The sequence below is a fragment of the Marinobacter sp. ATCH36 genome, from assembly GCF_023555055.1.
In the GTDB taxonomy this organism is placed as follows: domain Bacteria; phylum Pseudomonadota; class Gammaproteobacteria; order Pseudomonadales; family Oleiphilaceae; genus Marinobacter.
Window position 1 is genome coordinate 47,230 of the sequence record NZ_JAMJPL010000007.1, and the last position, 26,487, is coordinate 73,716.

The window sequence follows — 26,487 nt, forward strand, 5'->3', positions numbered from 1 at the left end:
TCCGAGGTTCGCTTCAAACAACGGTTACAGTTGATCTCAGAAGTTCCGTTCCGGTACGGCCAGGATATCCCCGGGTCGCATGCGGTAATTGGTGGAAACATCCCCCGAGTTGAGGATATCGTCCAGACGGACTGGAATCGCCACCATCCTGTTGTCCAAAGCACGGTAAAGCATGGCACTGTTCAGGTTTGCAAAAGGATTGGCGCCACCGGCACTAAGCATCATATCCAGCACGGTCATACCTGGCCTGTGAGGCACCGAAATCGGTTGATTTACTGCGCCAGTTACCCGAACCCGATCGCTGAATTCGTGACTGCCCATTGAGGTGACTACAACGGTTACCTGAGGCTCGCGAATGTAGCTTGCCAGGCCCTCCTCGATCTCATCAGCGAGTTGTTCGGGCGTTTTACCGCTAGCCATCAAATCACCCATGAGCGGCATGGAAATCCGGCCATCGGGCCTGACAGGAACGCCGAGGCTCAAATCCTGATTGCGCCAGACGGAGATCTGGATTGCATCGGTTGGGCCAAGCACGTATTCATCAACACTTGTTGAAGTCTGCAGGCTCAGAGCTTCGTTGATGGCTTGCTGGGAAGAGGACTGAGGCCCTGCACAACCCGCAAAAAACGCTACCGCCGTCAGGGATAGCAGGAGACCCTTCAGTGAATACTTCGATGACATTGCTATTCCTCTCTGGTTCCGTGTCTGTTTCCATGTCTCGGGGAGAGCTGGTCCCGAAACTACCGTGATCCTTTCTTGAACAATACCACTTCTACTGTCTGAATTATAATCAATAAGTCTAGCAGTAGGCTTTGATTCTTGATGTAGTAGAGGTCGTACCGGAGCTTTTCCCGGGTATCCTCTTCGTTATCTGCATAAGCAAAGCAAAGCTGGGCCCAGCCAGTCAAACCCGGCTTTACGCGGTGGCGCTCGCTGTAAAAGGGGATTTTCTCCGATAACTGCTCTACAAACACCGGCCGTTCAGGGCGCGGGCCAACGAAGGCCATGGTGCCATTCAATACATTAAAAATTTGTGGCAATTCGTCAATCCGCACTTTGCGGATAAATTCACCGACCCTGGTGACCCTGGCGTCGTTCTGGCTGGCCCAGACGGCGCCGTCTTTCTCGGCGTCGGTAATCATTGAACGAAACTTGTGTACTTTGAAAACCCTGCCGCTGAGCCCTACCCGCTCCTGGCTGTAAAACACAGGCGCCTTGAGGCCATCTTCTATTTTGATGGCGATCGCGGTAAGCACCATAAGCGGCAGACCAGCCAATAACAGGGTGGTAGCCGCCAGAATGTCCAGGGAACGTTTGCCAAACCCGAACACCGAGGAAACGGTAAACCCGTCGGAAAACACCAGCCAGCCGCGGGTGACCATTTCCAGAGCCACTTTCCGGGACTCCCTTTCATAGAAGCTGGCGCCGTCGACAATCTTTACGCCTTCCATTTTGCACTCCAGCAGGTCTTCCATGGGCAGGCCTTTGCGGCGGTCGTCTACCGCGACCACAATCTCATTGACCGGGTGCTCGATAATGTACTGCTGGAGTGTGGTGGGGATGTTCAGCAGGTAGGCTTCGCTGATCTCGACTGGCTCGTCTGGCAGGGGCACGAAGCCTGTCAGTATGAAGCCCTTGCGGTTGAATGGTGTTCTGAGGTCCTCATGGATCTGCCTGGCACGGAAACCGGCACCCAGCACCAGCACCTTTCGTTTGAACGTGTCCTTACCCACCAAGGAAAAAAAGAGTGAGCGAGCAATGCCCAGCAGGAAGAAACCGAATACAGACCCTGAAGTCAGTACATTGCTGGCACCGAGGTACCACAGCCAGTCTGGTGAGAGCAGGTAGGCAAACCCGCACAGCGGGACACTGACAATCAGCGCCATGATCGTGCGTAGCATCATGCCCGACATACCCTCTTCGATGCGGGACTGATGAACACCCAGTGCAACCATTACCAACAGGTTCATTGCCGCGAACACAGCCGCTGATGGCAACAGAAAATTCAGATTCTCAAAAAAGAAGGAAAGGTCACCGAAATAACGAAAGAATACGGCCAATGCGAACGCGAACGCGAGCACCAGGAAATCAATCAAGCCGAGGATGAGGTAAGGAAGATGAATGTAGTGTCTGAACAATCTGACGTGGGCCACGCCAACTCCTTTTGCTGTTCACAATAAATTCAAAACGCATCCGATGCGTCGTACCACTATTCGTGAACAAAAGTTTACTGCAAATTACGTTTACTGCAATGCTCGTTAGAGGAAAACTGCTCCTCTCATCCTGAAACGCGAAACGGCAGACCCGACCTAAACCCGGGCTGCCGCAACATTACGCGCTAATTATGCTTTGTTTCTGCGGCGTGCCAAGCCAAAGCCAAGCAAGCCCAGGCTAAACAATGCAAGTGTTCCTGGCTCAGAAACCACTTTGACATCTGAAACACCAACGACGAGGTCGTTGAAATCCATGTCGCCATCGAGTACATCCTCAAAGGCAACCAATATATCGGAACCGAACATTCCTTGATTTTGGGTTCCTGCAACATCGTACATAAGAGCCATGTCCGTTCCGGCTGAATTCAGCGATGCATCTGAATAGAACCTGGTGCCACTGCGCTCAAGATAAAAACCAAAATAACTGCCAATGTTTGCCGTGGTGCCATTGAGCTCCGCAGTTCCAGCGTTTACATCGAACGAAACTGTCAGATCAGAGGTAGGCGAATTACTGCCGCTAAAGATCTCAAGAATGTTCGTGCTGCCTACATCGTTCGGATTGAACGAGTTCATATCGTATATGCCGAAGGCATTATCTTCCGAAAACCCCGCAAACTCGAACAGCAAAAATGCCGTCACATCATCGTTAACACTGTTAGCATCAGTCAGCTCGACATAAGAAGCTCCAGTGTCCGAGTATTCACCAGCCGCTACCTGGGAGAATAATGTAGTAGTGCCGTCGTCTGCCTTAAGGTCCGCCAGGTCTGTTGGGACGGCGTGCGCCATACCAACTGTGCTCGCGAGAATTCCTGTTGCGAGGATTTTTGATACTGCATTCATCGTGCGTACTCCATTCCTTGTAATTAATCGCACCGAACTAAAAGCACTATTTGTGCCATGTGTGTTTTATGTTTTATTTCAACGGTATAAATACCACACCACTCATAGGTGTAAATTTAGCTGACATCTAAAAACCTAAATATCAGCTTGGGCCTTAGAGGGCGACACGATTAAACCTCAGCCTGGGCAACCTTTGGGCTCTACTCTAGGTAGAAATACACCTCACACGTAAACTTTTCGGTTCTATGTAAAATTTATCGACACCAGATGTAAACTGGAGGAAACACCGATTAAATACGATTAGAAATCATTAAATGACGAACAACCCAACGAAATCTTGCACCGGGGTTGATTCAAGCGCTTTCTGGTTTTTGCAAAGACCGTATATCTCGTCACACCGCTGACCAGGAAATCGTGTCGCGAGATTGTTGCGGAACTTGTCTTCCAGCAGAGGAATGCCGTCCTTTCTGCGGCGACGATGACCGATAGGGTATTCAACCGCCACATTATCCGTGCTGCTGCCATCCTTGAAGAACACCTGAATGGCGTTAGCGATGGAACGTTTGTCCTCTTCCAGGTATTCGCGGGTATAGCGTTCATCCTCCACCACTTCCATTTTTTCGCGGATCCTATCGATGACCGGATTCGCTTCGTGGAAGCTGTCCTCGTAGTGCTCTGCTGTCAGGCTGCCGAAGATCAGCGGTACGGCTGCCATGTATTGCAGGCAGTGGTCCCTGTCTGCTGCGTTGGCAAGTTTGCCTTGTTTGGAAATGATCCGAATGGCGGATTCGTGGGTTGTAATAACAATGCGGTCGATATCATCAAGCCGGTCTTTCACCCGCGGGTGCAGGGTGACTGCCGCCTCTGCCGCTGTCTGGGCATGGAACTCCGCCGGGAAGGAGATTTTGAACAGGATATTCTCCATGACGTAGGAGCCGAGATCCTGGGGTAAGGAAAACTGGCGCTTGTCTTCGGGTTTGAGTTCTTGGTCTTTGTTGGTTTTGCTGAACAGAACGTCGTAGAAGCCCCATTGGGGAGCTTTGAGTGCACTTGGAACACCCATTTCTCCACGCATCGCGATATCTGCCAGTCTCACTGCACGGGAAGTCGCATCCCCTGCCGCCCAGGATTTGCGGGAACCTGCGTTGGGGGCATGGCGGTAGGTACGCAAAGACTGGCCATCGACCCAGGCGTGAGAAAGCGCCGACAGGAGTTGCTCACGGTTGGCGCCCATCATTTTTGCGGTGACGGCAGTAGAGGCAACCTTGACCAGTACCACGTGGTCCAGACCTACGCGGTTAAAGGAGTTTTCCAGCGCCAGCACGCCCTGGATTTCATGGGCCATGATCATGGCTTCCAAAACATCTTTCATCGTAAGGGGGGCTTTGCCCTCTGCGACCCGCTTCTGGGAGAGGTGGTCTGCTACCGCAAGGATGCCGCCCAAATTGTCAGAGGGATGCCCCCACTCCGCCGCCAACCAAGTGTCATTGTAGTCCAGCCAGCGGATGATACAGCCGATGTCCCAGGCGGCTTTTACCGGGTCCAGCCTGAAAGACGTTCCGGGAACCCGGGCACCGTGAGGCACCACCGTGCCCTCTACAATTGGGCCCAGATGTTTGGTGCATTCCGGAAATCGCAGGGCGAGCAAGCCGCAGCCCAGCGTGTCCATCAGGCAGTTGCGGGCCGTGTTCCAGGCTTCTTTGCTTTTTATGCGGTAGCTGAGGGTGTAATCGGCGATGGTTTGTATCAGTTCGTCATAATCGGGGCGTTCGTTGACATCGAATGTTGCTGACATGGCAATAACTCCAAAGTATCTCAGCTGTAATGAGACTCGAAAAAAGACAACCTATTATTATTTCAGTGTTTTATCCAATCAAAGCACAATTTAATAGCACCAACTACTTCTTTGTGACAGTTTATCACTTAAATCATATTAATTTGTTTTAATAAATAGCTTACGTACTAACTCCATTAATTCTCTACAACTTATTGTTTGAGTTAAATTCTTACACTCAAATCGTTTTCAAAGTCGTAATGCTACAATATAGGTAGTCGAGCGTTATCTAGCCTATACTTTCGCGCCATTAGTGAACAATCCGTCAGTAAACTTTTACGACGTATTCATTAATATCTTGATAACTATTGGAAACGCAAGTGAATAGTACCGCTACCGAGTCTGCAATTACCGAATGGGTCACAATTCTGGGTGAGTCCGGAGTTGTCACTGGCCCTGCGGATCTTGGTGCTTCCACCATAGGCACGAAGCGCCTCATTCCCGCTGTACTCCGCCCGGAAAATCAGACCCAGATTTCAGAAATTTTAAAGGTTGCGCAACGTTGGCATGTCGCTGTCTACCCCGTAAGCACGGGCAATAATTGGGGCTATGGCAGTGCCAACCCGGTAGAAGATGACTGTGTTGTTCTTGACCTGAGCCAGCTCAACCAGATTTCTGATTTTGACCCTGAAATGGGCGTTGTCACGGTTGGGCCTGGTGTTACTCAGGGCGCCCTGAGGGATTTCCTCGATCGCCATGATGGCGACTACCTTGTGCCTGTAACCGGAGCGGGCCCTACTTGCAGTATCGTCGGTAACGCTCTCGAGCGTGGTTACGGCATCACGCCGATTACAGACCATTTTGCTGCGGTCACAAAAATTGAAGCAATCCTGCCCGACGGCACTCTTTACCGCACACCACTGAGCGATCTTGGTGGTGCGGAAGTCGACGGGCTCTTCAAATGGGGCCTCGGCCCTTATCTGGACGGGCTTTTCAGCCAGGGGAATTTCGGCGTGGTTGTAAACATGACCATAGCGCTTGCGCCGGCGCCTGACACCGTGACCGCATTTTTCTTTTCCCTGAAAGACGACGCAAAACTGGAGGCGCTGGTGCCCACTGTCAGGGCGGTGTTGCGCTCGTTGGGCGGATCAGTTGTGGCGATTAACCTGCTCAACAGCCAGCGCATGCTCTCAATGATGACGCCCTTCCCTGAAGACAGGGCTGTTGACGGTGTTCTGCCGGCTCACGAAGTTCAAAACCTCGCTAATCGTTATGGCGTTCCAGCGTGGAGCGGTGTTGGAGCGATTTACGCTTCAAAGGAAGTAGCCAGTGCGGCCCGGCGCACACTAAGGCGGCTTCTGGGCCCGGTTACCGACCGCCTTATTTTTATCAATCGGCGCAGGGTCAATATGGCTCGGACTTTTGCCCGCATGCTGCCTGGCAGGCTGGCGACGCGAGTCCTGGGCATGGCGGACACGCTCTCGGGAGCCCTGGAAATCATGCATGGCACACCCAACGATGTTGCGCTGGCGCTGGCCTATTGGCGATCGGGAACACTGCCCCAGAACGGTCAGACAAAAAACCCTGCACGCGATGGCTGTGGGCTCATATGGTTTGCTCCACTGGTTCCAATAAGAGGAAAAGATGTTCGCCGCTATATCGATATGATTGAACGAATTTGCCCGCAGTACGGGGTCAATCCGCTTATTACATTGACGACGGTAAACGACCGCTGCTTCGATTCTACCGTACCCCTGCTCTTCGATCGCGGGGACGCGGATGCGACAGCGCTCGCAAACGACTGTTATCGCGCATTATTGGATGCGGGGCAAAAGGAGGGCTTCCTGCCCTACCGCCTCAACATCGACGCGATGGATACCCTGAATAACGGTGGCTCTGCTTTCCCTGGACTTGCCAGTCAGCTGAAAGCGGCAGTCGACCCCAATTTTATCCTGGCGCCTGGACGTTACGTGCACAGGATCAAGCGTTCCGAGGTCTGATCAGCTGTTGCCTCGATACACCCGACATACGCCGTCACTGGAAGTAAGACGGCGCTTTTTCTCCAAGGACTATCGTTAAAACAGCTCCCTGAACGGGAAAGAATGAGGACCTAAAATGCACAACTTGAATGCGTTTCAGAATCAAACAAGAAGCACCAAGAACCAACAAATGCAGGAAGATGTCAGCACCATTTTCCATTCTGTCTTCGATGTTGAGTTGGCGACGTCTCCCGAAGCAAAAAACGAGGTCTACGAAGTTCGGTATCAGGTTTATTGCATTGACCGACCTTTCGAGGATCCCAGTTGCTTTGTCGATAAACGTGAGCACGACGCCTACGACCTACGATCCGCGCACGCTCTCATCCGACATAGTGCCACGGGACACAGCGTTGCTGCCGTTCGTATCGTGATGGCGGGCGATAACCCGGAACAGGCCGATTTTCCGATGGAAGGGCCCTGTGTCCATCGAATGGACGAACGCGCACGAAGGGCAATTGCAGGTGCGCGCCGCGAAGGAATCGCAGAAATATCCCGGATGGCTGTTAGCCGCGAGTTTCGGCGGCGTCTCAATGAAGACAAATCAGTTACGGGTGTCAGCGAGCAGGCTAGCTACAGCGATTCGTACAATGGCAAACGCGCCGTACCCTATATCAGCCTGGGGCTTTTCGCTGCGATTTTAAAGATGTCTGTAAAGCATCGCATAACGCACTGGATGGCCGTTATGGAGCCGGCGCAGTTACGCCTATTGAAGCGGTTTGGTGTGGAATTTGATCATGTGGGCCCGGTCATTGAATATCACGGCCTGCGCCGCCCGGCGTTTACCGAGGCTGCGTCTCTGATTGACGGTATCAAGAAACGTCGACCGGATGTCTGGTCGTTGATTACCGAAGGCGGGCGTTACCTGCCGGCGACACCGAATACCGATTAAAAGAAAGCCCCCGCTTTTTGTTTCAGCGGGGGCTTCTTATTTCAGCACTACCCTCTAAACGTTATAACCGTTCAGATGTTATGCCTTTGCTGCTTTTTTCCTGCGTGACAGGCCAAGCCCGGCGAGGCCAAGGCCTAGCAGTGCAAGAGTACCTGGCTCGGGAACTTCTCTAGCCGTAATCCTGAACGAAGTCTGGAATGAAGTACTTTCGCCCTCAGGAGTCAGGAGACCAAGACATCCAGAACCAGCACCCGCGGCATCACAGGCATCATTAGACAGCGACATCAGACCCGCTATGTCGAGGAAAACCGAGTACTCGTATCCTCCTTGCGTAAACACCTGTGGAGGAAGCGCTGCACCCGTGAAGGGAATCAATCCTTCGACGCTTACAATAGTGAAAATGTCAGCGCAGCCGCTTGCTCCTCCAGCGGATCCATCAGCACAGGGGTTCGCGCCATTCGGCGTTTCTGTGAATTTGGTGTTAAAGGTTATGGAGTCAAGAGCCTCGATAGCGCCATCTGAAGCCGGATTCGGAAACAACGTCAACGTTGAAGTCAGATCAAAGGATACCAGCGTATCAAAACTCGCATTGATAGATGTATTGTTGTGGGTGAACACGCCACCGTTTACACCAATAGGAGCAGTAACGTCATTAGTTTCAAGCAGTGGTAGACCGTCGGCCGCAGAATCCACATCAGTAATCGAGACAGACGACCGCTCAGTGGAACCGGGAGTGCTATTGCCCCATGAAATCACATTTGGGTCACTAGTATCCTGGCTACCAGTGTTGGAGCCCGCCTTACTGGTAAAGGCCGCACTAGTGAAATCGCTGTTCACCGTATAATCCCAATTGGCGATCGGTGCAGCCATGGCAGATGCCGCGCCTAGTGCTAAAGGTGCGACAAGCGTTGATAAAAGCGTTCTTTTAAGTGCAGTGTTCATAGCTATCTCTCCATGATTGTGAACGCTGGCTCCTGATTTTCAGGTATGCAAGTCAGCGGTATATTTCTATAAGCATCAGCCATACCATGTATTTAAAACCGTTGTAGTTAAACGACTTAAGTTTAAAATCTGATCATTGTAGAGATGCAGGTGTAAGCATCTTCGACATTAGATGGGCTAATATGCATCGCCTTAAGCGCCATGTGTGTTTTAGAGAGATATTCAGACAGCGTAGATTAGAACAAAAATATTTAAAAAATTCTTTTTATAACCATTCGTGTATTAAAAACACGTTTTACCAGAAAGCAGACGTAAATATGCGTAAATATTTCTGACGCAAAGAGGTCAATTTCGGTATGTAACATGTCGAGATAAAGGTGTTGAGTTTTTATACACTCGTTGTCTCAGATTTGTTACATCCAAAATCAGGGGATGGTTATTCGCCTGTTTTAGATAGGATATTTTCTGATTGGTTCTTTTATTGCTAAAACACATTCCGCATATCGCTGTTCAGGTGATGTGCAAAAGGAAATCTGTGAAAACCAAGGAGAACGAATCATGAAAGGATTTAACAATAAAGCAATTGCAGGCCTGGGACTGGTTCTGGCGATGGCTGGAAATGCCTATGCGGCTCCGATAGTCAACGTCAGCAATACCGTTGGCAACCTGTATAACACTGACGCACTGACAGGGTTTACCACCAACGGATCACTGATGGATGGCATGGAAGTGACCACCTGTTTCGACAGCCTGACCTGCGAAACTGTGAGTTTCGATGGCACTGCAGGTTCGTCAAACTTTGGTGAAGCTCTGGGCAGTGGCTGGAGCCTCAGCGTGAATGGGGACACTTTCAATAGCCCGTTCACCTTCAGCTCAAATGTCGACAACCAATTCGGCGGCGTCACCAGCATTTTTCTTAACGGTCGGCCCGGCAACACCATTTTCGATATTGTGTCGGGTAGCACCGGATCACCGAATTCGGCACTCGGTAAACCCTTTGCACTTACTGGAAGTAATCACATTGATGATGGTGCTACAGTTAATGTGGAACATTCTGACAAGCTCGCCATCGGTGGGGTTTTCTACGATGACCTGTTCACGACACTGGCCATTGATTTCGGTGACCTTACGTTCGCCGGAACCTTCAGCTTTCTGTCGGACACCGACAACAATGACTTTGCAGGTGGAAGCATTATCACACCTGTTGATCCCACTCCGGTTCCAGAACCTGGGACCCTGGCTCTGATGGGGCTAGGCATCCTCGGCCTTGGCCTAAGTCGTCGCAAGGCGTAACGCGCCTTCTTGCCCCGGTCCGCGAGACCTCTGCAGCGCTTCGCGGGCCTGGGCAGTAATTGAATCTACTTCAGAACGAATCGCCGGGTACAGCAACCCAGCCTTCCATAAGAACTTTTGCACTGCCACTCATAATAGCTTTGGTGGGCAGTCCACTGATTATTGACCAGGCTGGTTTCCGTATCTACACACTATCCACCCAACTCTGAGAATCTCGGTTGAACCCATTTTAGCTCCGGCCTCAATCTGTGACACATACGACTTGCCAATGCCGGCTTCTGCCCCCCTCCTACAACCGGCAACACTGACAATACTAGCGAGCGCCTGTTCATTTGCTTAACAGTTGTGTCGATATAAATTACATGTTGATGTCCGACAAAAAAATGTAACCCGTCTATCCTTCTGTTAAAAAACATTTTTTTAGTATTGGACTGGATATTGCTAACACATTCTAGAGCGTGCCTCCTGGCACTCCAATAAAGTAAAACAAAGGGATCTTCAAATGAATTACTCAACGAAAACTTCACTGCTTGCGCTCTCCATGGCTGTAGGCCTTGCAGGCGCCAGCATCACTCAAGCTGGCCCAGTTAACGAAAACTTCGAAGAGCTTGACGATAACCCGATTGCAGAATTCCGTGGCAATGGTAATAACACGTCCTGGAGCTTCGGCACGGGCAAAGACACCCAGACTACTGGGTCCTTTGATGAAAGTGGCTTCGTATGGCAATCCGGTGTTGCCACAAACTGGTCGTTCAACGTCTCAGAAAATACCTCGACTCTGACAGTTGGCGATTTCACTACTCAATATACCGGACTGACTGCAGCTCAGCTTAGTGCGAATACGCTTGCCATCCACGCCAAGGATAGTGTTGATTTCTCTTATGATTTTGGGAGTCTCGGTAGCGGCTCACTTTCGGGCGACGACGCCAACCGGTTTGGTGTCGACTGGGCCTATCTCGGACTCAGCGGTCTCGACGGGATTTCTGGTTCGGGCACCATCACGTTCCGGGATGACCCCATCGCAAACCAGTCTGGCACTGGCGTAACGTTCAAGATTGGCAACGTCGCTGAAGTTCCCGAGCCTGGCACACTTGCACTGTTCAGTTTGGGCCTGCTCGGCCTGGGCGTTGCACGTCGCCGTAAGGCAGCATAACTCTGAATAAAAATCTGAACTAGCCACAAGCGTGGCAGAAAAAAGGGTCAATGGAAGTTCCATTGACCCTTTTTTTCTCTTATTGAAAAGTCAGTTCAACTAGATTTTGGAACCCTCACCCAACCTTCCATAAGCACCCGTGCACTGCGGCTCATGATAGCTTTGGTGGCAGTCCACTGGTTATTGACCAGGGTGGCTTCGGCGCCTACCTGAAGAGTGCCGGATGGATGCCCGAAGGTGACCGAGGTGCGGTCTCCACCGCCGGCAGCGAGGTTAACCAGTGTTCCCGGAACAGACGCCGCTGTCGCGATTGCCACGGAAGCGGTGCCCATCATGGCATGGTGGAGCTTGCCCATGGACAGGGCGCGGACCAGAACGTCCACATCTGCAGCTTTGATGTTCTTCCCGCTGGAGGACACGTAATCCGCCGGTTTCGCCACAAACGCCACCTTGGGTGTGTGCTGGCGATTGGCCGCTTCGTCGATGTGTTTGATAAGCCCCATTTTAACCGCGCCATGTGCACGGATAGTTTCAAACATGGTCAGTGCTTTGTTGTCGCCGTTGATGGCTTCCTGGAGTTCTGTGCCCTTGTAACCGATATCTTCGGCGTTGACGAAAATGGTGGGAATGCCAGCATTGATCATCGTGGCCTTGAGGGTGCCAACACCGGGTACTTCAAGATCGTCCACCAGGTTGCCTGTGGGGAACATGGAGCCTTCACCGTCGGCCGGGTCCATGAATTCCACCTGGATTTCGGCTGCCGGGAAGGTGACGCCGTCGAGTTCGAAGTCGCCGGTTTCCTGGACTTCGCCGTTGGTGATGGGGATGTGGGCGACGATGGTTTTCTTGATGTTGGCCTGCCAGATGCGGATTGCGGCGGTGCCGTTTTCGGGCACCCGGTCTGGCGCTACCAGGCCGCTGCTGATGGCGAATGCGCCTACTGCTGCGGACAGATTGCCGCAGTTGCCACTCCAGTCGACGAAGGGTTTGTCGATGGAGACCTGGCCAAACAGGTAGTCCACGTCGTGGTCCGGCATGGTGGGTTTGGACAGGATGACGGTTTTGCTGGTGCTGGAGGTGGCGCCGCCCATACCGTCGATCTGTTTCTGATAGGGGTCGGGGCTGCCTATTATGCGCAGCAGGAGGTTGTCACGGGCTTCGCCTGGGGTTTGGGCGGCCTCTGGCAGGTCGTCCAGGCGGAAGAAGACGCCTTTGCTTGTGCCGCCTCGGATGTAGGTGGCTGGGATTCGGATTTGGGGGGTGCTGGGCATGGGGGTACCTGTTGGCTTGGTCAATGGGATTGGGGTCTGACCCCCTGGGGTCAGACCCCTGAGTCCTCTTCAGCTTGGTCAATGGGGGTGGGGTCTGACCCCGCAGGGTCAGACCCCTTTCAGACCCCGTTAGGCTGCCCCCTCGGACTGGAGGAAGTCCTCGGCGAAACGTTGCAACACTCCGCCGGCCTGGTAGATCGAGACTTCTTCGGCGGTATCCAGGCGGCAGATTACGGGCACGCGTTCGGTGCTGCCGTTTTTGCGGTGGATGACCAGCGTCAGTTCAGCGCGGGGTGCGGCGGTGCCTTCTACGTCGTAGGTTTCGGTGCCGTCGAGGGCCAGGGTTTTGCGGGTGGTGCCTTCTTCGAACTGCAGGGGCATTACGCCCATGCCCACCAGGTTGGTGCGGTGGATGCGTTCGAAGCCTTCGGCCACGATGGCTTCTACACCTGCCAGGGCAACGCCTTTGGCGGCCCAGTCGCGGGAGGATCCCTGGCCGTAGTCGGCGCCGGCAATGATGATCAGCGGCTGCTTGCGCTCCATGTAGGTTTCGATGGCTTCCCACATACGGGTTACCGTACCTTCCGGTTCGATGCGTGCCAGGGAGCCCTGCTTCACGTTGCCCTTTTCGTCCAGCACCATTTCGTTGAACAGTTTCGGGTTGGCGAAGGTGGCACGCTGGGCAGTCAGGTGGTCACCACGGTGGGTGGCGTAGGAGTTGAAGTCTTCCTCCGGCACGCCCATTTTGTGCAGGTACTCACCGGACGCACTGTCCATCAGGATGGCATTGGACGGCGACAGGTGATCCGTGGTGATGTTGTCTGGAAGCACTGCCAGCGGGCGCATGCCCTTGAGGTTCTTCTCCCCTACCATACCGCCTTCCCAGTACGGCGGGCGGCGGATGTAGGTGCTCATGGGCCGCCAGTCGTAATTCGGGTCGGTATTGGCATGGGCGTCCCGGGTGATGTCGAACATCGGGATGTAGGTGCTGCGGAACTGTTCCGGCTTCACGCTTTCCTTCACGATGGCATCGATTTCCGGGTCATCCGGCCAGATGTCTTTCAGGGTGACGGGGTCGCCATCCTGGTCGTAGCCCAGGGCATCTTTTTCGATATCGAAGCGAATGGTGCCGGCGATAGCGTAGGCGACCACCAGTGGCGGTGAAGCCAGGAATGCCTGTTTGGCGTAGGGGTGAATCCGGCCATCGAAGTTCCGGTTACCGGAAAGCACGGCGGTGGAATACAGGTCCCGGTCGATGATTTCCTTTGCGATCTCAGGGTCCAGGGCACCGCTCATGCCGTTACAGGTGGTGCAGGCAAACGCCACAACGCCGAAGCCGAGTTGTTCCAGTTCCGGCAGCAGTTTGGCTTCTTCCAGGTACATTTTGACGGTCTTGGAACCCGGCGCCAGGGAGGTTTTCACCCAGGGCTTGCGGGTCAGGCCCAGCTTGTTGGCGTTACGGGCGATCAGGCCGGCAGCTACCATGTTGCGCGGGTTGCTGGTGTTCGTGCAACTGGTGATGGCGGCGATGATGCAGGCACCATCCGGCATCAGACCTTCTTCCTTCTCCCACTTGCCGGCAATGCCACGCTCGGCCAATTCGGAGGTGGGCAGGTGCGCATGGGGGTTCGAAGGGCCAGCCAGGGTACGGGTAACCTTGGACAGGTCAAATTTCAGCACACGCTCGTATTCGGCGTTTTTCATGCTGTCTGCCCACAGGCCCGTTTCCTTGGCGTAGGTCTCAACCAGGGCTATCTGATCGTCTTCACGGCCGGTCAGCTTGAGATAATCGATGGTCTGGCCGTCGATGTAGAACATGGCAGCGGTGGCGCCGTATTCCGGGGTCATGTTGGAGATGGTGGCGCGGTCGCCCACGGTGAGGCTGTCGGCCCCTTCTCCGTAGAATTCCAGGTAAGCCCCTACCACTCTTTCCTTGCGCAGGAATTCGGTGATGGCCAGGACCATATCGGTGCTGGTGATGCCAGGCTGCAGTTTACCGCTCAGCTCCACACCGACGATGTCCGGCAGTCGCATCATGGAGGCACGGCCGAGCATGACGCTTTCGGCTTCCAGGCCGCCGACGCCTACGGAAATAACGCCCAGGGCGTCCACCATCGGGGTGTGGCTGTCGGTGCCGACGCAGGTGTCCGGGAAGGCAACGCCTTCACGATTCTGAACCACCGGTGACATCTTCTCCAGGTTGATCTGGTGCATGATGCCGTTGCCCGGGGGAATCACGTCCACGTTCTTGAACGCAGTCTTGGTCCAGTTGATAAAGTGGAAGCGGTCATCGTTGCGGCGGTCTTCGATCTGACGGTTCTTTTCAAACGCGTCTTTCTCGAAGCCGGCGTGCTCAACGGCCAGGGAGTGATCCACGATGAGCTGAGTGGGAACCACAGGATTGACCTTGGCCGGGTCACCGCCCTTCTCTTTGATGGCGTCACGCAGGCCGGCAAGATCCACCAGGGCAGTCTGGCCGAGGATGTCGTGGCAGACCACCCGCGCCGGGTACCAGGGAAAGTCCAGGTCCCGCTTGCGCTCGATCAGCTGCTTCAGGGAGTCCGTCAGCGCCTCCGGAACGCAGCGGCGAACCAGCTGCTCCGCCAGGATTTTGGAGGTGTACGGAAGTTTGTCATACGCGCCAGGCTGGATGTCCTCCACGGCCTGGCGGGTGTCGAAATAGTCCAGGTCGGTGCCTGGGAGGGGTTTGCGGTAATCGTTGTTCATCGTTTTTTTGCTCCTAGGGGTCAGACCCCGCATGGGGTCTGACCCCATTTAAATTGACCAGGTCTGACTGGTGCTCCGGGGTCTGACCCCAATTAAATTGACCGGGTCTGACTAGTGGTGGGGCTGAGGCCTGGTCAGTGTTTGTGGGGTCTGACCCCAAGGGGTCAGACCCCGGAGTAACATCTTAGGCCTGGTCAGTGTTTATGGGGTCTGACCCCGTTCGGGGTCAGACCCCGGAGTGAGACCTCAGGCCAACGGCTACGGCCGCTTATCAATCGGCACCCACTCCGCATGGTCCGGCCCGTCATAGTCGGCGCTGGGGCGGATGATGCGGTTGTTTTCGCGCTGTTCTTTGACGTGGGCGGTCCAGCCGGATACGCGGGACATCACGAAGATGGGGGTGAACAGTTCCGTGGGGATGCCCATGAAGTGATAGGCCGAGGCGTGGAAGAAGTCGGCGTTGCAGAAGAGCTTCTTCTCGCGCCACATGACTTCTTCGCAGCGTACCGATACCGGGTACAGCACGGTGTCGCCGACTTCGTTGGCCAGTTTTTCAGACCATTTCTTGATGATGGCGTTACGCGGGTCGGAGTCGCGGTAGATCGCGTGGCCAAAGCCCATGATCTTTTCCTTGCGCTCCAGCATGCCCATCAGGCCTTCTTCGGCTTCGTCCGGGGTTTTGAACTTCTGGATCAGTGCCATGGCCGCTTCGTTGGCGCCGCCATGCAGCGGGCCACGCAGGGTGCCGATGGCACCGGTGACACAGCTGTGGATGTCAGACAGCGTGGAGGCGCAGACGCGGGCGGTAAAGGTGGAGGCATTGAACTCGTGCTCGGCGTAGAGAATCAGAGACACGTTCATCACCCGCTCGTGCAGCTCGCTGGGCTTCTTGCCGTGGAGCAACTCGAGGAAATGCCCGCCGATGGAGTCCACGTCACTGGCTGTCTCAATACGCACGCCTTCATGGGCGAAGCGGTACCAGTAGGTAATAATGGCGGGGAACAGGGCCAGCATGCGGTCGATCTTGTCGTCCTGCTGACTGAAGTCGGTTTCGGTTTCCAGGTTGCCCAGCATGGAGCAGCCAGTGCGCATGACGTCCATAGGGTGGGCGTTTTTGGGGATATGCTCCAGCACCGACTTCACTGCGTATGGCAATTCGCGCAGGCTGGCTAGTTTTTGCTTATAGGCGTCCAGTTCCTGGCGATTGGGCAACTTGCCGCGCAGCAACAGGTAGGCGATTTCCTCGAACTGGGCGTGTTCGGCCAGGTCGCTGATGTCATAACCGCGATAGGTCAGGCCAGTGCCGGACTGGCCGACGGTACAAAGTGATGTTACGCCGGCTACCTGGCCGCGAAGGCCTGCGCCGCCTAGTTTTTTTGCTTCGCTCATCGTTGGTTCTCCCGGATGTTTCTCCGGGGTCAGATCCTTTCGGGTCTGACCCCATTGGCATGTTAGCGGGTTCTCGGGGTCTGACCCTTTGGGGTCTGACCCCATTTATATTGGCCTGTTAGCGGGTCAGTAGATTTGGGGTCTGACCCCGTTCGGGGTCAGACCCCTGAATCAGACCCCGCGCCGAAACAACTCATCCAGCTTCTGTTCGAAGTCGTGGTAGTTGAGGAAATCGTAAAGTTCCATGCGCGTTTGCATCAGGTCAACCACGTCTTTTTGGTCGCCTTTTTCGAGGATGTTTTCGTACACCGTCAGCGCGGCTTTGTTCATGGCGCGGAAGGCGCTTAGTGGGTAGAGCACCATACCGGCGCCGGCTTCTGCAAGTTCTTTGCGGTTGTACAGCGGTGTGGCGCCGAATTCGGTGATGTTGGCCAGTACTGGCACGTCCAGCGCTTCGGAGAAGGCTTTGTAGTGTTCCAGTTCGGTGACGGCTTCGGCGAAGATGCCGTCGGCGCCGGCTTCGATGCAGGCTTTAGCGCGTTCGATGGCAGCTTCAAGGCCTTCTTTCTGGAAGGCGTCGGTGCGGGCCATGATAAAGAAGTCGTCGTCTTCCCGGGCATCCACCGCGGCCTTGATGCGGTCGACCATTTCTTCCTGGGACACGATCTCCTTGTTGGGGCGATGGCCACAGCGCTTCTGGGCGACCTGGTCTTCAATATGAACGGCAGCCGCGCCGGCGCGTTCCATTTCCTTAATGGTGCGGCCGATATTGAACGCCCCACCCCAGCCGGTGTCGATGTCTACCAGCAGCGGAACGTCGGTGGCTGCGGTGATACGACGGACATCTTCCACCACATCGTTCATGGTCGTCATGCCCAGATCCGGCAGGCCGTAGGAAGCGTTTGCCACACCACCGCCGGACAGATAGATGGCCTGATGACCGACCTTCTCCGCCATCATGGCGGTGTAGGCGTTGATGGTGCCCACGATCTGGAGTGGGTGGTTTTCTTTCAGGGCTTTGCGGAAGCGTGCGCCTGGGGATGTTTTTTTGGTCATGGTGTTGGCCTCTTTTGTTTGGTCTGTCCCGGGGTCTGTCCCCGAACGGGGACTGACCCCAGTGAATTGACAAATTGTCGGTTTGGTTGGGGACTGACCCCGTGTCCTGATGAATTGTCAGTATGTTTGGGGTCTGACCCCGTTCGGGGTCAGACCCCTTTAGACCCCCGCAGTCCCGTTCTGGATCCTCTTTTCTATATTCTTCCTGGCCGCATTAATGTGGCGTTTCATCAGGAATTCTGCCAGTTCGCCGTCGCGTTGGGCTATGGCTTCTGCGATTCTTCGGTGTTCTCCCAGGGCCATGTGGGGCCGGCCGGAGGAGGTGCTTAGGCGATATCGGTACATCCGGACCATATAGTAAAGATCACCCAGCAGCATTTGCGCGAGTTTTGTGTTGCGGCTGCCGGTGGCGATGCGGTGGTGGAAGTCGTAATCGCCTTCGGCCTGGTAGTAGGCCTGGCCCTGGGCTTCTTCGATCATTTTTTCGTGGCTGTCGAGGGTGGCCTGGAGGTCGGCGATTTCTTCGTCGGTCATGCGTTCGGCGGCCTGGCGAGCGGCGAGGCCTTCCATGGTCTCGCGGATGCGGTACAGCTCCAGGAGTTCTTCGGCGCTTACGGAGACGACTTTTACCCCGGCATGGGGCCGGCGGACCAGTAGTCCACGGGATTCCAGACGGCCCAGGGCTTCCCTGAGAGGCCCGCGGGTAAGGTTGAAACGGGAGCAGAGCTCCACCTCGCCTATTTTCTCGCCAGGGGCGAGGTCACCTTTTACGATCGCTGTTTGCAGACAATCAAAGGCTTCGTCGGCACGGGTGTAGGTTTGGGTGGCTGCTTCAGACATTTTTTGTCAACAATAGTGACTTTAATTGCCGGAAATTTACGCCCATCTATCGTTATTGTCAACAATCCATAGATTAAGGATTAGCCAATTGTTGACATGACACCCTCATTTACCTAACAACTCCCCCACCGCACGTAAATTACCGACGTGGTCACACAGGGTTTTGATGATCATCAGCACCGGTGTCGCGATAATGAGCCCGACCGGACCCCAGAGCCACCCCCAGAACAACAGGCCGATGAAGATAGCAATTTCGTTGAGGCTGGAAACGCGGCTGGTGAGCATGGGGAGCAGCAGGTTACCCTGGATACTGGTTATCACCAGCGACACAGCGGCGACAAGTATGGCCATATCGATAGTGCCAAACTGAATGAATGCAGCCACTCCGGTACCCGCCATCACCAGAAACGGCCCCAGATAAGGTACAACACTCGCCAGGCCGGCCACCACGCCCCAGAAAACGGCCTGCTCCATCCCCAGGAAAAAAAACGCCAGCCAGGTGAAAAACCCCACAAACAAAGCGCCCAGCAGCATCACGAACAGGAAACGCCGCACCTGGCCGTGAAATTCGTTCATGATCCGTGCAGCCTTGCGCATGTCGCTGAATGCAGGCCCCGACAGTTTGACGACTTTGCGCTTATAGAGCCTCCCCGCCGCGAGCATGAAATACACCAGTAACAGTACGGAAAAAACCTGCGAAACAACCACCAGTATCGTTGAAGAACCCTCCATCAGGAATTTCCGGATTTTGAACGGCTCGTCCACAACCCTGACTCGCATCACCTCAGGCTCGTCCTCCGACTCTTCATCACCCTTGGCGCTATCCTCGATCTTCTTGGCCACATCCTGGGCCTTTTCCACGACACCTTCTTCCTTCGGAGCGGAGCGCGCTTCTTGACGCTGGAACTGCTCGATGGCCCAGGGGGCCTTTTCCAGTATGGCAATGGTTTCCCGTTTCAGCGGTATGCTTGCGCCAACAATGGTGACCACCAGAATGATCAACATCAGTGCGGCGCCAAGGGGGCGGGGAATCCGGAATCTTTCCAGCCCGGACACCAGTGGGTCCAGGGCGTAACTGATGAGAATGGCTCCCACCAGGGGGACGAGTACCGCCTGGGCCCAGGAGATGAAATACAGCGCCGCGACGGAGGTGAGGATAATCATCGCGGTATTGCGAACATTTATCCGCTCTATCAGGCTGCGTTCAGACACCCCCTCTGTTTCTATTTCCCGCTCTTCCATAGCTACGCCCTCTCTTTCTGCGGCGGTGGCGTGTACTGGTAAAGCCAGGTTTCCGTAAGCACCTGTTCGCCCAGCCTCAATTGCAGCCGCAAGTCGATGGGCTCCAGTGAATTATCCGGGACCAGGTCAAACATGGCCCGGTACCCGTCAATGGAGGTCAGAGGGCGGGCCGAGGTAATTTCAACCCGGCCCCTACTGGCGGTGATCAGTGGCTCTACTTCTGCATCAGCGGACAGCAACGGCAGGGCACCACCGGCGAAATCCACGGCAAACCGCCAGGAAAAATAGTCTCGTTTCTGGCCAATCACGCCTCCGATCCCGGTGCGTGTCGCCTGCACGGTAGCCAGTTTTTCGGGCTGTTTAGGTGGCTCTGCACCCCAGGTCAGGGTGTAGGCATACAGATACTCGTTGCCCGGTTCCAGCGGTTTTTCCGGGTTCCAGAAGGCAACGATATTGTCGAAAGTCTCATCTTTGGTGGGAATTTCAACTAGCATCACACTGCCACTGCCCCACTCCCCATGAGGTTCCACCCAGGCACTGGGGCGCTTGTCATAAAACACGCCGTCGTCCTGGTAGTGGGCAAAATCCCGGTCGCGCTGAAGCAAGCCAAAGCCTCGCGGATTGTTGTCGACAAAACTGTTCACCCGCACGGATCTCGGGTTTACCAACGGTCGCCACAGCCATTCACCCTGCCCGTTATGAACCGCCAGGCCATCGGAATCATGGATTTCCGGGCGCCAGTCGTTAGCCATGCGGCGATTGTTCTCTCCGGTCTGGTACATGCTGGTCAGCGGTGCCAGGCCTACCCGCTCCATGGGTTTGCGTGGGTACAAGGCCACGTCTACCTTCATGACCATGTCTCGCCCGGGGGTCATGGTGAATGCGTAGGCGCCAGTGGTGCTGGGGGAGTCCAGCAATGCGTAGACCACCATCCGATGACTGCCAGGCGCCGGCTTTTCCAGCCAGAACGCGGTAAATTGCGGAAATTCCTCTTCACGATTCAGGCCAGTGTCGATAGCCAGGCCCCTGGCGGAAAGGCCGTACTGCATATCGGAACCCACCGCGCGGAAGTAGCTGGCTCCCAGGAAGGCGGCCAGATCCCTTTCGTAATCGGTATGGAAATGCACCCGGAATCCGGCGTAGCCAAGATCCTCGGGCAGGTTACCCAGCGGCTCCTCGCCTTCGTAACGAAAGTAGCCTGGCCGATAAGCGAGTTCCCGGGCCTGGCCGTTTTCCAGCTCGTAAATGCGCACCGGCGACTTGAAATACAGGCCGAGGTGGAACAACTGAACCTGGAACGCGTTATCGTCCTTGCGCCAAAGGGCTTCTTCGGGGCGAAACCGAATGGCCTGATAGTCGTCCCATGACAGTTGTTTCAACGAGCCGGGCAAGCTCTCTTCTCCAGATCTCCAGGGTATGTCAGCCAGATTTCTGGCATGGCCTTTGAGCCAGCCATAGCTGAACGGGCGGGCCTCGCCCATCGCTTCTGCCTGCGTCTGCCGGCTAAACATCAGCACAGAGAGCGGCAGTGCCTGGGCGCCAGCAAGGGCCACGAAGGTTTTGATCAGTGTGCGTCTATCCATCATGCGCTCCGTGTTCTGCGTTTTCTGCCTTTTCTGCTCAGCATGGTGATACGCCGGCCCCAGAAACTGTCGGTCGGTGCCTGCCAGGCAAGCTGGTGTAGCTCCGCCAGGGCCTGCCTGTCGCGGAACAATTGGCTGAGTTCGGCACGGGACAATGCGTCGGGGCCCTCTGCGCCAAAGTGTTTCACCAGCGGCACCAGCAACTCTTCCCGCTTGGCAAGGCGGACATCCCGTGCCAGTGCCTGATGAAGCCTGTTCAGTCTGGGCCGGACCACCGCTTCTTCCACCGCTGTCAGCATGGAATCATTTCTGCTGTCGCGCCTGGCTGCGCGGGCATCCTCCAGTACTTGAACGGGCTCACGTTCTTCTGGAATGACGAGCATGCCCCATTCACGCAGCGCCTGGCCGGCGCTGACCTTACTCAGCAGTACCGACGTGGGGGCCGCGAGCACCAGCGGAATAGCGACAGGCAGTGACCAGAGGAAAAACATCGGGTCCAGACTCCAGGCAAAAGCCGACCAACCCGCCGCAACCAGCATGCCGGGGAACTGGGTTATAAAGGCCTCCCGCCACGAGGTCTCCTGTGTACGGTTCTGGCCGGCCCAGGTCAGTGACAGGTTCAGTAAGGCACCGATCACATAACGACTATGGGCCATCATTCGTACCGGTGCGAGCAGCACGGAAACCACAATCTCTGCCAACACGCTGACAAACAGCCGAAAGGCACCACCAAACTGCCTGGCAACGCCGTGAATAACCGCGTCCAGGATGGCGAGAAATTTCGGAATGAACAGCAGCGACAGGGTACTTAACGCCAGGCCCAACGCCCATTCCGGTCGCCATTCCGGCCAGAGCGGGAATAGCCCCTGATGCCCCTCGGGGAAATAGTCGATACTGGCAACAGTCATCTGAACCGCTTCCACGGTGGTCAGGATCAGGAAAGCCAACCATAGCGGCGAGGCCATGTAAGCCATCACACCGTTCAACAGAGCCATCCGGTGGGCCAGGCGAAGGCGGCGGCCGAACAGCAGAATCCATAGATGCTGGAGATTACCCCGCGACCAGCGGTTGTCACGGGACAACTCGTCCGAAAGCGTCGGCGGAGATTCCTCAAAGCTGCTGCCAAGGCCGGGCTCCAGCCAGACTTCATAACCAGCCCTGCCCATATAGGCCGCCTCGACAAAGTCGTGGCTCATGATGGGGCCGCGAAACAGGCCGAATCCGCGCAACTTGCGCAGGCCGCAATGGTCCATGAAGGGTTTGACCCGGATAATGGCATTGTGCCCCCAGAAGGCGGCATCCCCCATCTGAATGGCAGCAAGGCCAGTGGCAAACAGCGTGGAGTAAAGCCGGTTGGAAAACTGCTGCACCCTGGCAAACAGTGACTCGCCGTTGATAATGGAAGGAGCGGTCTGCAGTATGCCAACGTTCGGCTCCCGCTCCATCAGCTGCACCATGCGCACTATGGTATCCGCACTGAGCAGGCTGTCCGCATCCAGGACCACCATGTAGCGATAGCAGCGACCCCAGCGGCGGAGGAAGTCTGCCACATTGCCGCTTTTGAAGTTGAGGTTCACCCGCCGGCGACGGTAGAAAAGACGCCCTTCTGCCCCAAGCTCCTGGCACAGGCGGTACCAGGTGGCCTGTTCTTCGAGCCAGACATTCGGGTCCCGACTGTCTGAGAGAATATGGAATTCAAACTGGTCCAGATGGCCGCAGCGTTCCAGGTCCTGGTATACCGCCTTGAGCCCGCTGAGTGTCCAGTGCACGGGCTCGTGATAGACCGGCATGATTATCGCCGTTTTGGCCAGCGGCGTGGCCTCCAGCGCGTCCTCTGGATGACGCTTGAGAAGGCTGTAGCGGTCGCCTCCGGCCAGCCTCAACACGAAGCCGAATATTGCCGTCCAGAAGCCCACGGCAATCCACATGTACAGCAGGGCAAAGAGAATCAGCAGTCCGAGCTCCACCAGGGTGCCACCGTGGTAAGGCAGAACCCAGAGCAGAAAATAGCAGGCGACAAGGGTTTGTCCCACTACAAAGATGGTCAACAATAACCGCCTGAACGTAGCGGCCCTGCGCCAGCTGCCGGAACGTCTCCGGGCCAGTGTATTTGCCGCATCAGCCATGTCAGTCATATCCGATAGATCCGCGTTTCAGCGTTGGGTTGGCTTCCGGAATGCTTTCAGAAGGATGCTCGAAATAATCGGGAATACTGGCGATACACCGGGCAGGTAGGTCCGGGCCCGCACCTTCGGCAAGTGCCGATTCCACAAGGCGAAGGGCCTGCCGGCAGGTGTCCGTTGTCAGCACAACACCATCGTCACCCAGATAGGCCAACACGCGTTCCAGGGCCTGCTGGCACAGGATTTCCGGCATATCCAGGACGCCTGTCATGATCCACCCTGTCGAATCCTGGCAGCCTGCGATAGCGAATAGGTCCAGACCTCCGTCAGGGGCTTGTCGTCGAGCAGCAACTGGCCGCGGAAAACCGGATGCTCTCCGTTACCCGGGCGCACCAGCATGGACAGGCGCCAGTTGTTATCCGCTGCTATGTACTCTACAAAATGCTCAATGATTTCAGCACCGTCGCTACCGCTTCCCTCACTAACGTTGCTGACCACCGCCGCATCCGGTTTGAGTGCGTCCAGTGGTCCGCCAGCAAAATCCACGATAATGCGGTATGCTTTCTCCGCATTCCCACCGCCGATGCGGTTACCATCCCCCACATACGTTTTCATCGCCCGCCCGGTGTCCTGACCAGCCACGTCGCGGCTACCAATGCTGAGCGTATAGGCAATTTTATGGTGAGACCCCGCGCTCGCCTCTTCTTTCGGTTGCCAGAAAGCGACGATGTTGTCGTTGGTTTCCGAGTTCGTGGGTATCTCCACCAATACTACCTCACCTCCGGACCAGCCCGGCCGGGGTGATACCCACGCGCTGGGGCGCAAATCGTATCGGGCTTCTGCATCCTCAAAGTCATGAAAGGCAGTGTCTCTCTGGATAAGGCCAAATCCGCCCAGGCGATTCACCTGCAGGTAATTGAGGCTAAGACGTGAGGGATTGACCAGAGGGCGCCATAACCACTCGCCACTGCCCGCGTCGTGGATCAGCAAGCCATCCGAGTCATGAACCTGCGGCCGCCACTCCCCCACTGGCCGCTCGGTATTCTCGCCGTAATAAAACATGGAGGTGAGTGGTGCGAGGCCCGGCAGTCGCACTGCGTTTCGAAAAAACAGCTCGGCCGTGACGTCGATTCGGGTGGTTTGCCCAGGCTGTATATCGAAGCGGTAAGCCCCGGCAACACTGGGCCCGTTCAGCAACCCGTAAATTCGCATACGATCACTGTTGCCACCGGGCCGTTCAAGCCAGAACTCAACAAAGGCGGGAAACTCTTCGCCAGAGGGAAGGCCGGTATTTACGGCTATACCTCTCGCCGACAGACCGAACCGGTTGCCCGCCCCGACTCCCCGGAAGTAACTCGCTCCGGCAAAAACCAGAAACTGATTCTGTTCCGTTTCCTCCCCGAGAGGATAGGTGAGTTTAAAACCGGCATGGCCGAGATCGGCGGGAATTCGCCTGGCCAGGTCACCGGGAAAGCTATACGCGGCTTTGTCAAAGGAAATAGGGCGGACCCCATTGGCATCAATCTCGTTGAGCGCTACGGTGTGGGTATAGAAATTCCCTGGCGGAACCATCATGACGTGAAAACGGGAACGCCCTTCCCGCCAGAGACTGGCCTCCGGGTTGAATCGAATTGCCTGGTAATCCCGGTAATCCAGGGCTCTGAGGAATCCGGGCACCTCGGGTGGCGGATTGTACTTTCCTTCGGCCAGGGCCCTCGCCCTGTTGACCACCTCTTCAAACTCGAAAGCCCGGGCCGAAACGGTGTAGAGAAAACACGGCAATATAAGCAGTGTCAGCAATCCTGTCCCTGAGCGCATGGTTCTCCGACCTTTAGCCGTCCCTTTGAGCTATTAATGTAGCACCTGCGGCGGAAACTTACTCAAGTGACAACTTTGTAAGGCTGGGAATCAGATCCCCATGGACAGCGAGAACCGCACGTCCGGATGGTCGGGCATTGTCATGGCCGTGCTTGATGTGCGAAGCATCCGGCCTACGCTGACGTTGGCGGTGAAGGCCCTGCCCTGCATCTTCAGGGAGACCTGGCCCGCACTGGCCTTGCCGTGACGGTTGGCCTGAGCCGCTGAATACGGAACCCAGCCCTGAAGTACGGCGAAGTTTATACTGGACAATACACCGTCAACGAATGGCATGGGCCAGGCGGGGCTGGCGGTATCCAGCCGCAGCCAGCCACCCCTGATCACGGCAACCGACTGACCGTTGAAGCCGGTCAACATGGACGGGCCCGCAACCGTCAGATACTCGGAGCCCGGAAGGTCTTCATCCGCAAACTGATACCGGCCCTTGACCCGCAAGTTCCACTGGAACAGCTCATGCTCCACAGAGGCGGACATGGCCACCTTGTAAAAATCCCCCTCCTCTGAGGTATCGTCTTGCATCGGGTAGTCGGTTGCCTGGGATTCGCGACCACGCAACGCGAGCATACGGGTGTTGGCGAAAAGCCCGCCCCACAGTTCATAGCCACCATTTGCTTCCAGGCCAAGGGTTGAAAGCTGGTAACGGGATTCGGAAACCAGACTGCTTTCCTTGAAAGATTCACTGTCACGCCCCCGATGTTGGGCGATTCCGCCAAAGGCCATGCCGAACCGCGAAAACAGGGGCCGGCTGATGCCGAAGCCCATAACACGGGATTCACCACTGGCGTTAAAGCGGCGGCTACCATTACTTGCCGCGTGGTCGTAACGGGACCTCCCCGCCTCGATCCGAACCCGGTTCGCTCCTGCCGGAAAACGATAGCGAAACGATGCAGCGCTGGAGTCAGTATCGTTCTTGTAGGACCGGGCATCGCGGTAGTCGAACCCGATGGCATCGTTCTGGCCGATGAGTCTGTCTGCTGCGACACCCACTGATCCGTCGATACCATCACTGTTCAGTGCCGTCTTGCCGGAGAACTTCAGCCGCGACCGCAACCAGTGCTCGCGCTCTTCCTTGAACGCGTCCGCACTGCCAACAAAATTAGCGGCATAGGGCTGCCAGCCGTTTCGAAGCCAGGAGCCGTTTTCTCCGGCGTAGAGAGATTGGCTGATAATGCACCAGGTCAGTGCAATCAACAGAAATAATTTCAATGGTCAGGAACCTGCGCCTGGAATTCTGA

The 26,487-nt window shown here is 55.6% G+C and carries 20 protein-coding genes; 4 read left to right on the forward strand and 16 right to left on the reverse strand.

The features are described 5' to 3' along the window. Positions 1-36: 36 nt before the first annotated feature. The 4 genes from M8010_RS17180 to prpD all read right to left on the reverse strand — a co-directional run bounded on the left by M8010_RS17180 (position 37) and on the right by prpD (position 4,848). Positions 37-681, reverse strand: a complete 645-nt coding sequence (locus M8010_RS17180) for an XrtA/PEP-CTERM system exopolysaccharide export protein (RefSeq protein ID WP_250093945.1) — start codon at positions 679-681, stop codon at positions 37-39. 59 nt (positions 682-740) lie between these two features. Beyond that, complete coding sequence (locus tag M8010_RS17185; RefSeq protein ID WP_250093946.1) at positions 741-2,153, reverse strand: TIGR03013 family XrtA/PEP-CTERM system glycosyltransferase; 1,413 nt, start codon at positions 2,151-2,153, stop codon at positions 741-743. Between the two features lie 189 nt (positions 2,154-2,342). Further along, positions 2,343-3,053, reverse strand: a complete 711-nt coding sequence (locus M8010_RS17190) for a PEP-CTERM sorting domain-containing protein (RefSeq protein WP_250093947.1) — start codon at positions 3,051-3,053, stop codon at positions 2,343-2,345. Between the two features lie 310 nt (positions 3,054-3,363). Further along, positions 3,364-4,848 (reverse strand): 2-methylcitrate dehydratase, encoded by a 1,485-nt coding sequence (prpD, locus tag M8010_RS17195; RefSeq protein WP_250093948.1) that lies wholly within the window; start codon positions 4,846-4,848, stop codon positions 3,364-3,366. A gap of 359 nt (positions 4,849-5,207) precedes the next feature. On the opposite strand from prpD, the gene M8010_RS17200 reads away from it, so the two are divergent. Both M8010_RS17200 and M8010_RS17205 read left to right on the forward strand, forming a co-directional pair. Then, positions 5,208-6,827, forward strand: coding sequence for an FAD-binding oxidoreductase (locus M8010_RS17200; protein ID WP_250093949.1), 1,620 nt, complete (start codon positions 5,208-5,210; stop codon positions 6,825-6,827). A gap of 169 nt (positions 6,828-6,996) precedes the next feature. After that, a complete protein-coding gene (locus M8010_RS17205) occupies positions 6,997-7,755 on the forward strand; it encodes a PEP-CTERM/exosortase system-associated acyltransferase (RefSeq protein WP_250093950.1) in 759 nt (252 codons plus the stop codon). Between the two features lie 78 nt (positions 7,756-7,833). On the opposite strand, the gene M8010_RS17210 is transcribed toward M8010_RS17205, so the two are convergent. Beyond that, positions 7,834-8,697, reverse strand: coding sequence for a THxN family PEP-CTERM protein (locus tag M8010_RS17210; protein WP_250093951.1), 864 nt, complete (start codon positions 8,695-8,697; stop codon positions 7,834-7,836). Between the two features lie 558 nt (positions 8,698-9,255). Here M8010_RS17210 and M8010_RS17215 point away from each other — a divergent pair. Together M8010_RS17215 and M8010_RS17220 are read left to right on the forward strand one after the other, a co-directional pair. Next, entirely contained in the window at positions 9,256-9,990 is a 735-nt protein-coding gene (locus M8010_RS17215; RefSeq protein WP_250093952.1) for a PEP-CTERM sorting domain-containing protein, read from the forward strand. Positions 9,991-10,492: 502 nt separating this feature from the next. Beyond that, complete coding sequence (locus tag M8010_RS17220) at positions 10,493-11,143, forward strand: PEP-CTERM sorting domain-containing protein (protein ID WP_250093953.1); 651 nt, start codon at positions 10,493-10,495, stop codon at positions 11,141-11,143. A gap of 95 nt (positions 11,144-11,238) precedes the next feature. Here the strand turns inward: M8010_RS17220 and prpF are convergent, their stop codons facing one another. The 11 genes from prpF to M8010_RS17275 all read right to left on the reverse strand — a co-directional run bounded on the left by prpF (position 11,239) and on the right by M8010_RS17275 (position 26,458). Continuing rightward, entirely contained in the window at positions 11,239-12,414 is a 1,176-nt protein-coding gene (prpF, locus tag M8010_RS17225; protein WP_250093954.1) for a 2-methylaconitate cis-trans isomerase PrpF, read from the reverse strand. Between the two features lie 129 nt (positions 12,415-12,543). Continuing rightward, positions 12,544-15,141 (reverse strand): Fe/S-dependent 2-methylisocitrate dehydratase AcnD, encoded by a 2,598-nt coding sequence (gene acnD / locus M8010_RS17230; RefSeq protein WP_250093955.1) that lies wholly within the window; start codon positions 15,139-15,141, stop codon positions 12,544-12,546. Between the two features lie 258 nt (positions 15,142-15,399). Then, positions 15,400-16,530, reverse strand: a complete 1,131-nt coding sequence (gene prpC, locus M8010_RS17235; RefSeq protein ID WP_250093956.1) for a bifunctional 2-methylcitrate synthase/citrate synthase — start codon at positions 16,528-16,530, stop codon at positions 15,400-15,402. 171 nt (positions 16,531-16,701) lie between these two features. Then, positions 16,702-17,586 carry a methylisocitrate lyase gene (gene prpB, locus M8010_RS17240; RefSeq protein ID WP_250093957.1) on the reverse strand — a complete coding sequence of 295 codons (885 nt, stop codon included), beginning with the start codon at positions 17,584-17,586 and terminating at the stop codon, positions 16,702-16,704. Between the two features lie 159 nt (positions 17,587-17,745). Next, complete coding sequence (locus tag M8010_RS17245) at positions 17,746-18,426, reverse strand: GntR family transcriptional regulator (RefSeq protein WP_250093958.1); 681 nt, start codon at positions 18,424-18,426, stop codon at positions 17,746-17,748. A gap of 105 nt (positions 18,427-18,531) precedes the next feature. Continuing rightward, entirely contained in the window at positions 18,532-19,668 is a 1,137-nt protein-coding gene (locus M8010_RS17250) for an AI-2E family transporter (RefSeq protein ID WP_250093959.1), read from the reverse strand. A gap of 2 nt (positions 19,669-19,670) precedes the next feature. After that, positions 19,671-21,251, reverse strand: a complete 1,581-nt coding sequence (locus M8010_RS17255; protein WP_250093960.1) for an OpgD/OpgG family glucan biosynthesis protein — start codon at positions 21,249-21,251, stop codon at positions 19,671-19,673. Beyond that, entirely contained in the window at positions 21,251-23,386 is a 2,136-nt protein-coding gene (gene mdoH / locus M8010_RS17260; protein WP_250093961.1) for a glucans biosynthesis glucosyltransferase MdoH, read from the reverse strand. The genes M8010_RS17255 and mdoH overlap by 1 nt, the downstream gene beginning before the upstream one ends. Then, positions 23,379-23,645 (reverse strand): hypothetical protein, encoded by a 267-nt coding sequence (locus tag M8010_RS17265; protein WP_250093962.1) that lies wholly within the window; start codon positions 23,643-23,645, stop codon positions 23,379-23,381. The genes mdoH and M8010_RS17265 overlap by 8 nt, the downstream gene beginning before the upstream one ends. After that, positions 23,642-25,192, reverse strand: a complete 1,551-nt coding sequence (locus M8010_RS17270) for a glucan biosynthesis protein G (RefSeq protein WP_250093963.1) — start codon at positions 25,190-25,192, stop codon at positions 23,642-23,644. The genes M8010_RS17265 and M8010_RS17270 overlap by 4 nt, the downstream gene beginning before the upstream one ends. 90 nt (positions 25,193-25,282) lie before the next feature. After that, a complete protein-coding gene (locus M8010_RS17275) occupies positions 25,283-26,458 on the reverse strand; it encodes a ShlB/FhaC/HecB family hemolysin secretion/activation protein (RefSeq protein ID WP_250093964.1) in 1,176 nt (391 codons plus the stop codon). Positions 26,459-26,487 lie beyond the last annotated feature (29 nt).

Coding starts and splice junctions, on each gene's coding strand:
- M8010_RS17180 (WP_250093945.1), bottom strand. CDS start 681: ATGTCATCGAAGTATTCACTGAAGGGTCTCCTGCTATCCCTGACGGCG.
- M8010_RS17190 (WP_250093947.1), bottom strand. CDS start 3,053: ATGAATGCAGTATCAAAAATCCTCGCAACAGGAATTCTCGCGAGCACA.
- prpD (WP_250093948.1), bottom strand. CDS start 4,848: ATGTCAGCAACATTCGATGTCAACGAACGCCCCGATTATGACGAACTG.
- M8010_RS17205 (WP_250093950.1), top strand. CDS start 6,997: ATGCAGGAAGATGTCAGCACCATTTTCCATTCTGTCTTCGATGTTGAG.
- M8010_RS17210 (WP_250093951.1), bottom strand. CDS start 8,697: ATGAACACTGCACTTAAAAGAACGCTTTTATCAACGCTTGTCGCACCT.
- M8010_RS17215 (WP_250093952.1), top strand. CDS start 9,256: ATGAAAGGATTTAACAATAAAGCAATTGCAGGCCTGGGACTGGTTCTG.
- M8010_RS17220 (WP_250093953.1), top strand. CDS start 10,493: ATGAATTACTCAACGAAAACTTCACTGCTTGCGCTCTCCATGGCTGTA.
- prpF (WP_250093954.1), bottom strand. CDS start 12,414: ATGCCCAGCACCCCCCAAATCCGAATCCCAGCCACCTACATCCGAGGC.
- acnD (WP_250093955.1), bottom strand. CDS start 15,141: ATGAACAACGATTACCGCAAACCCCTCCCAGGCACCGACCTGGACTAT.
- prpC (WP_250093956.1), bottom strand. CDS start 16,530: ATGAGCGAAGCAAAAAAACTAGGCGGCGCAGGCCTTCGCGGCCAGGTA.
- prpB (WP_250093957.1), bottom strand. CDS start 17,586: ATGACCAAAAAAACATCCCCAGGCGCACGCTTCCGCAAAGCCCTGAAA.
- M8010_RS17245 (WP_250093958.1), bottom strand. CDS start 18,426: ATGTCTGAAGCAGCCACCCAAACCTACACCCGTGCCGACGAAGCCTTT.
- M8010_RS17250 (WP_250093959.1), bottom strand. CDS start 19,668: ATGGAAGAGCGGGAAATAGAAACAGAGGGGGTGTCTGAACGCAGCCTG.
- M8010_RS17255 (WP_250093960.1), bottom strand. CDS start 21,251: ATGGATAGACGCACACTGATCAAAACCTTCGTGGCCCTTGCTGGCGCC.
- mdoH (WP_250093961.1), bottom strand. CDS start 23,386: ATGACTGACATGGCTGATGCGGCAAATACACTGGCCCGGAGACGTTCC.
- M8010_RS17265 (WP_250093962.1), bottom strand. CDS start 23,645: ATGACAGGCGTCCTGGATATGCCGGAAATCCTGTGCCAGCAGGCCCTG.
- M8010_RS17270 (WP_250093963.1), bottom strand. CDS start 25,192: ATGCGCTCAGGGACAGGATTGCTGACACTGCTTATATTGCCGTGTTTT.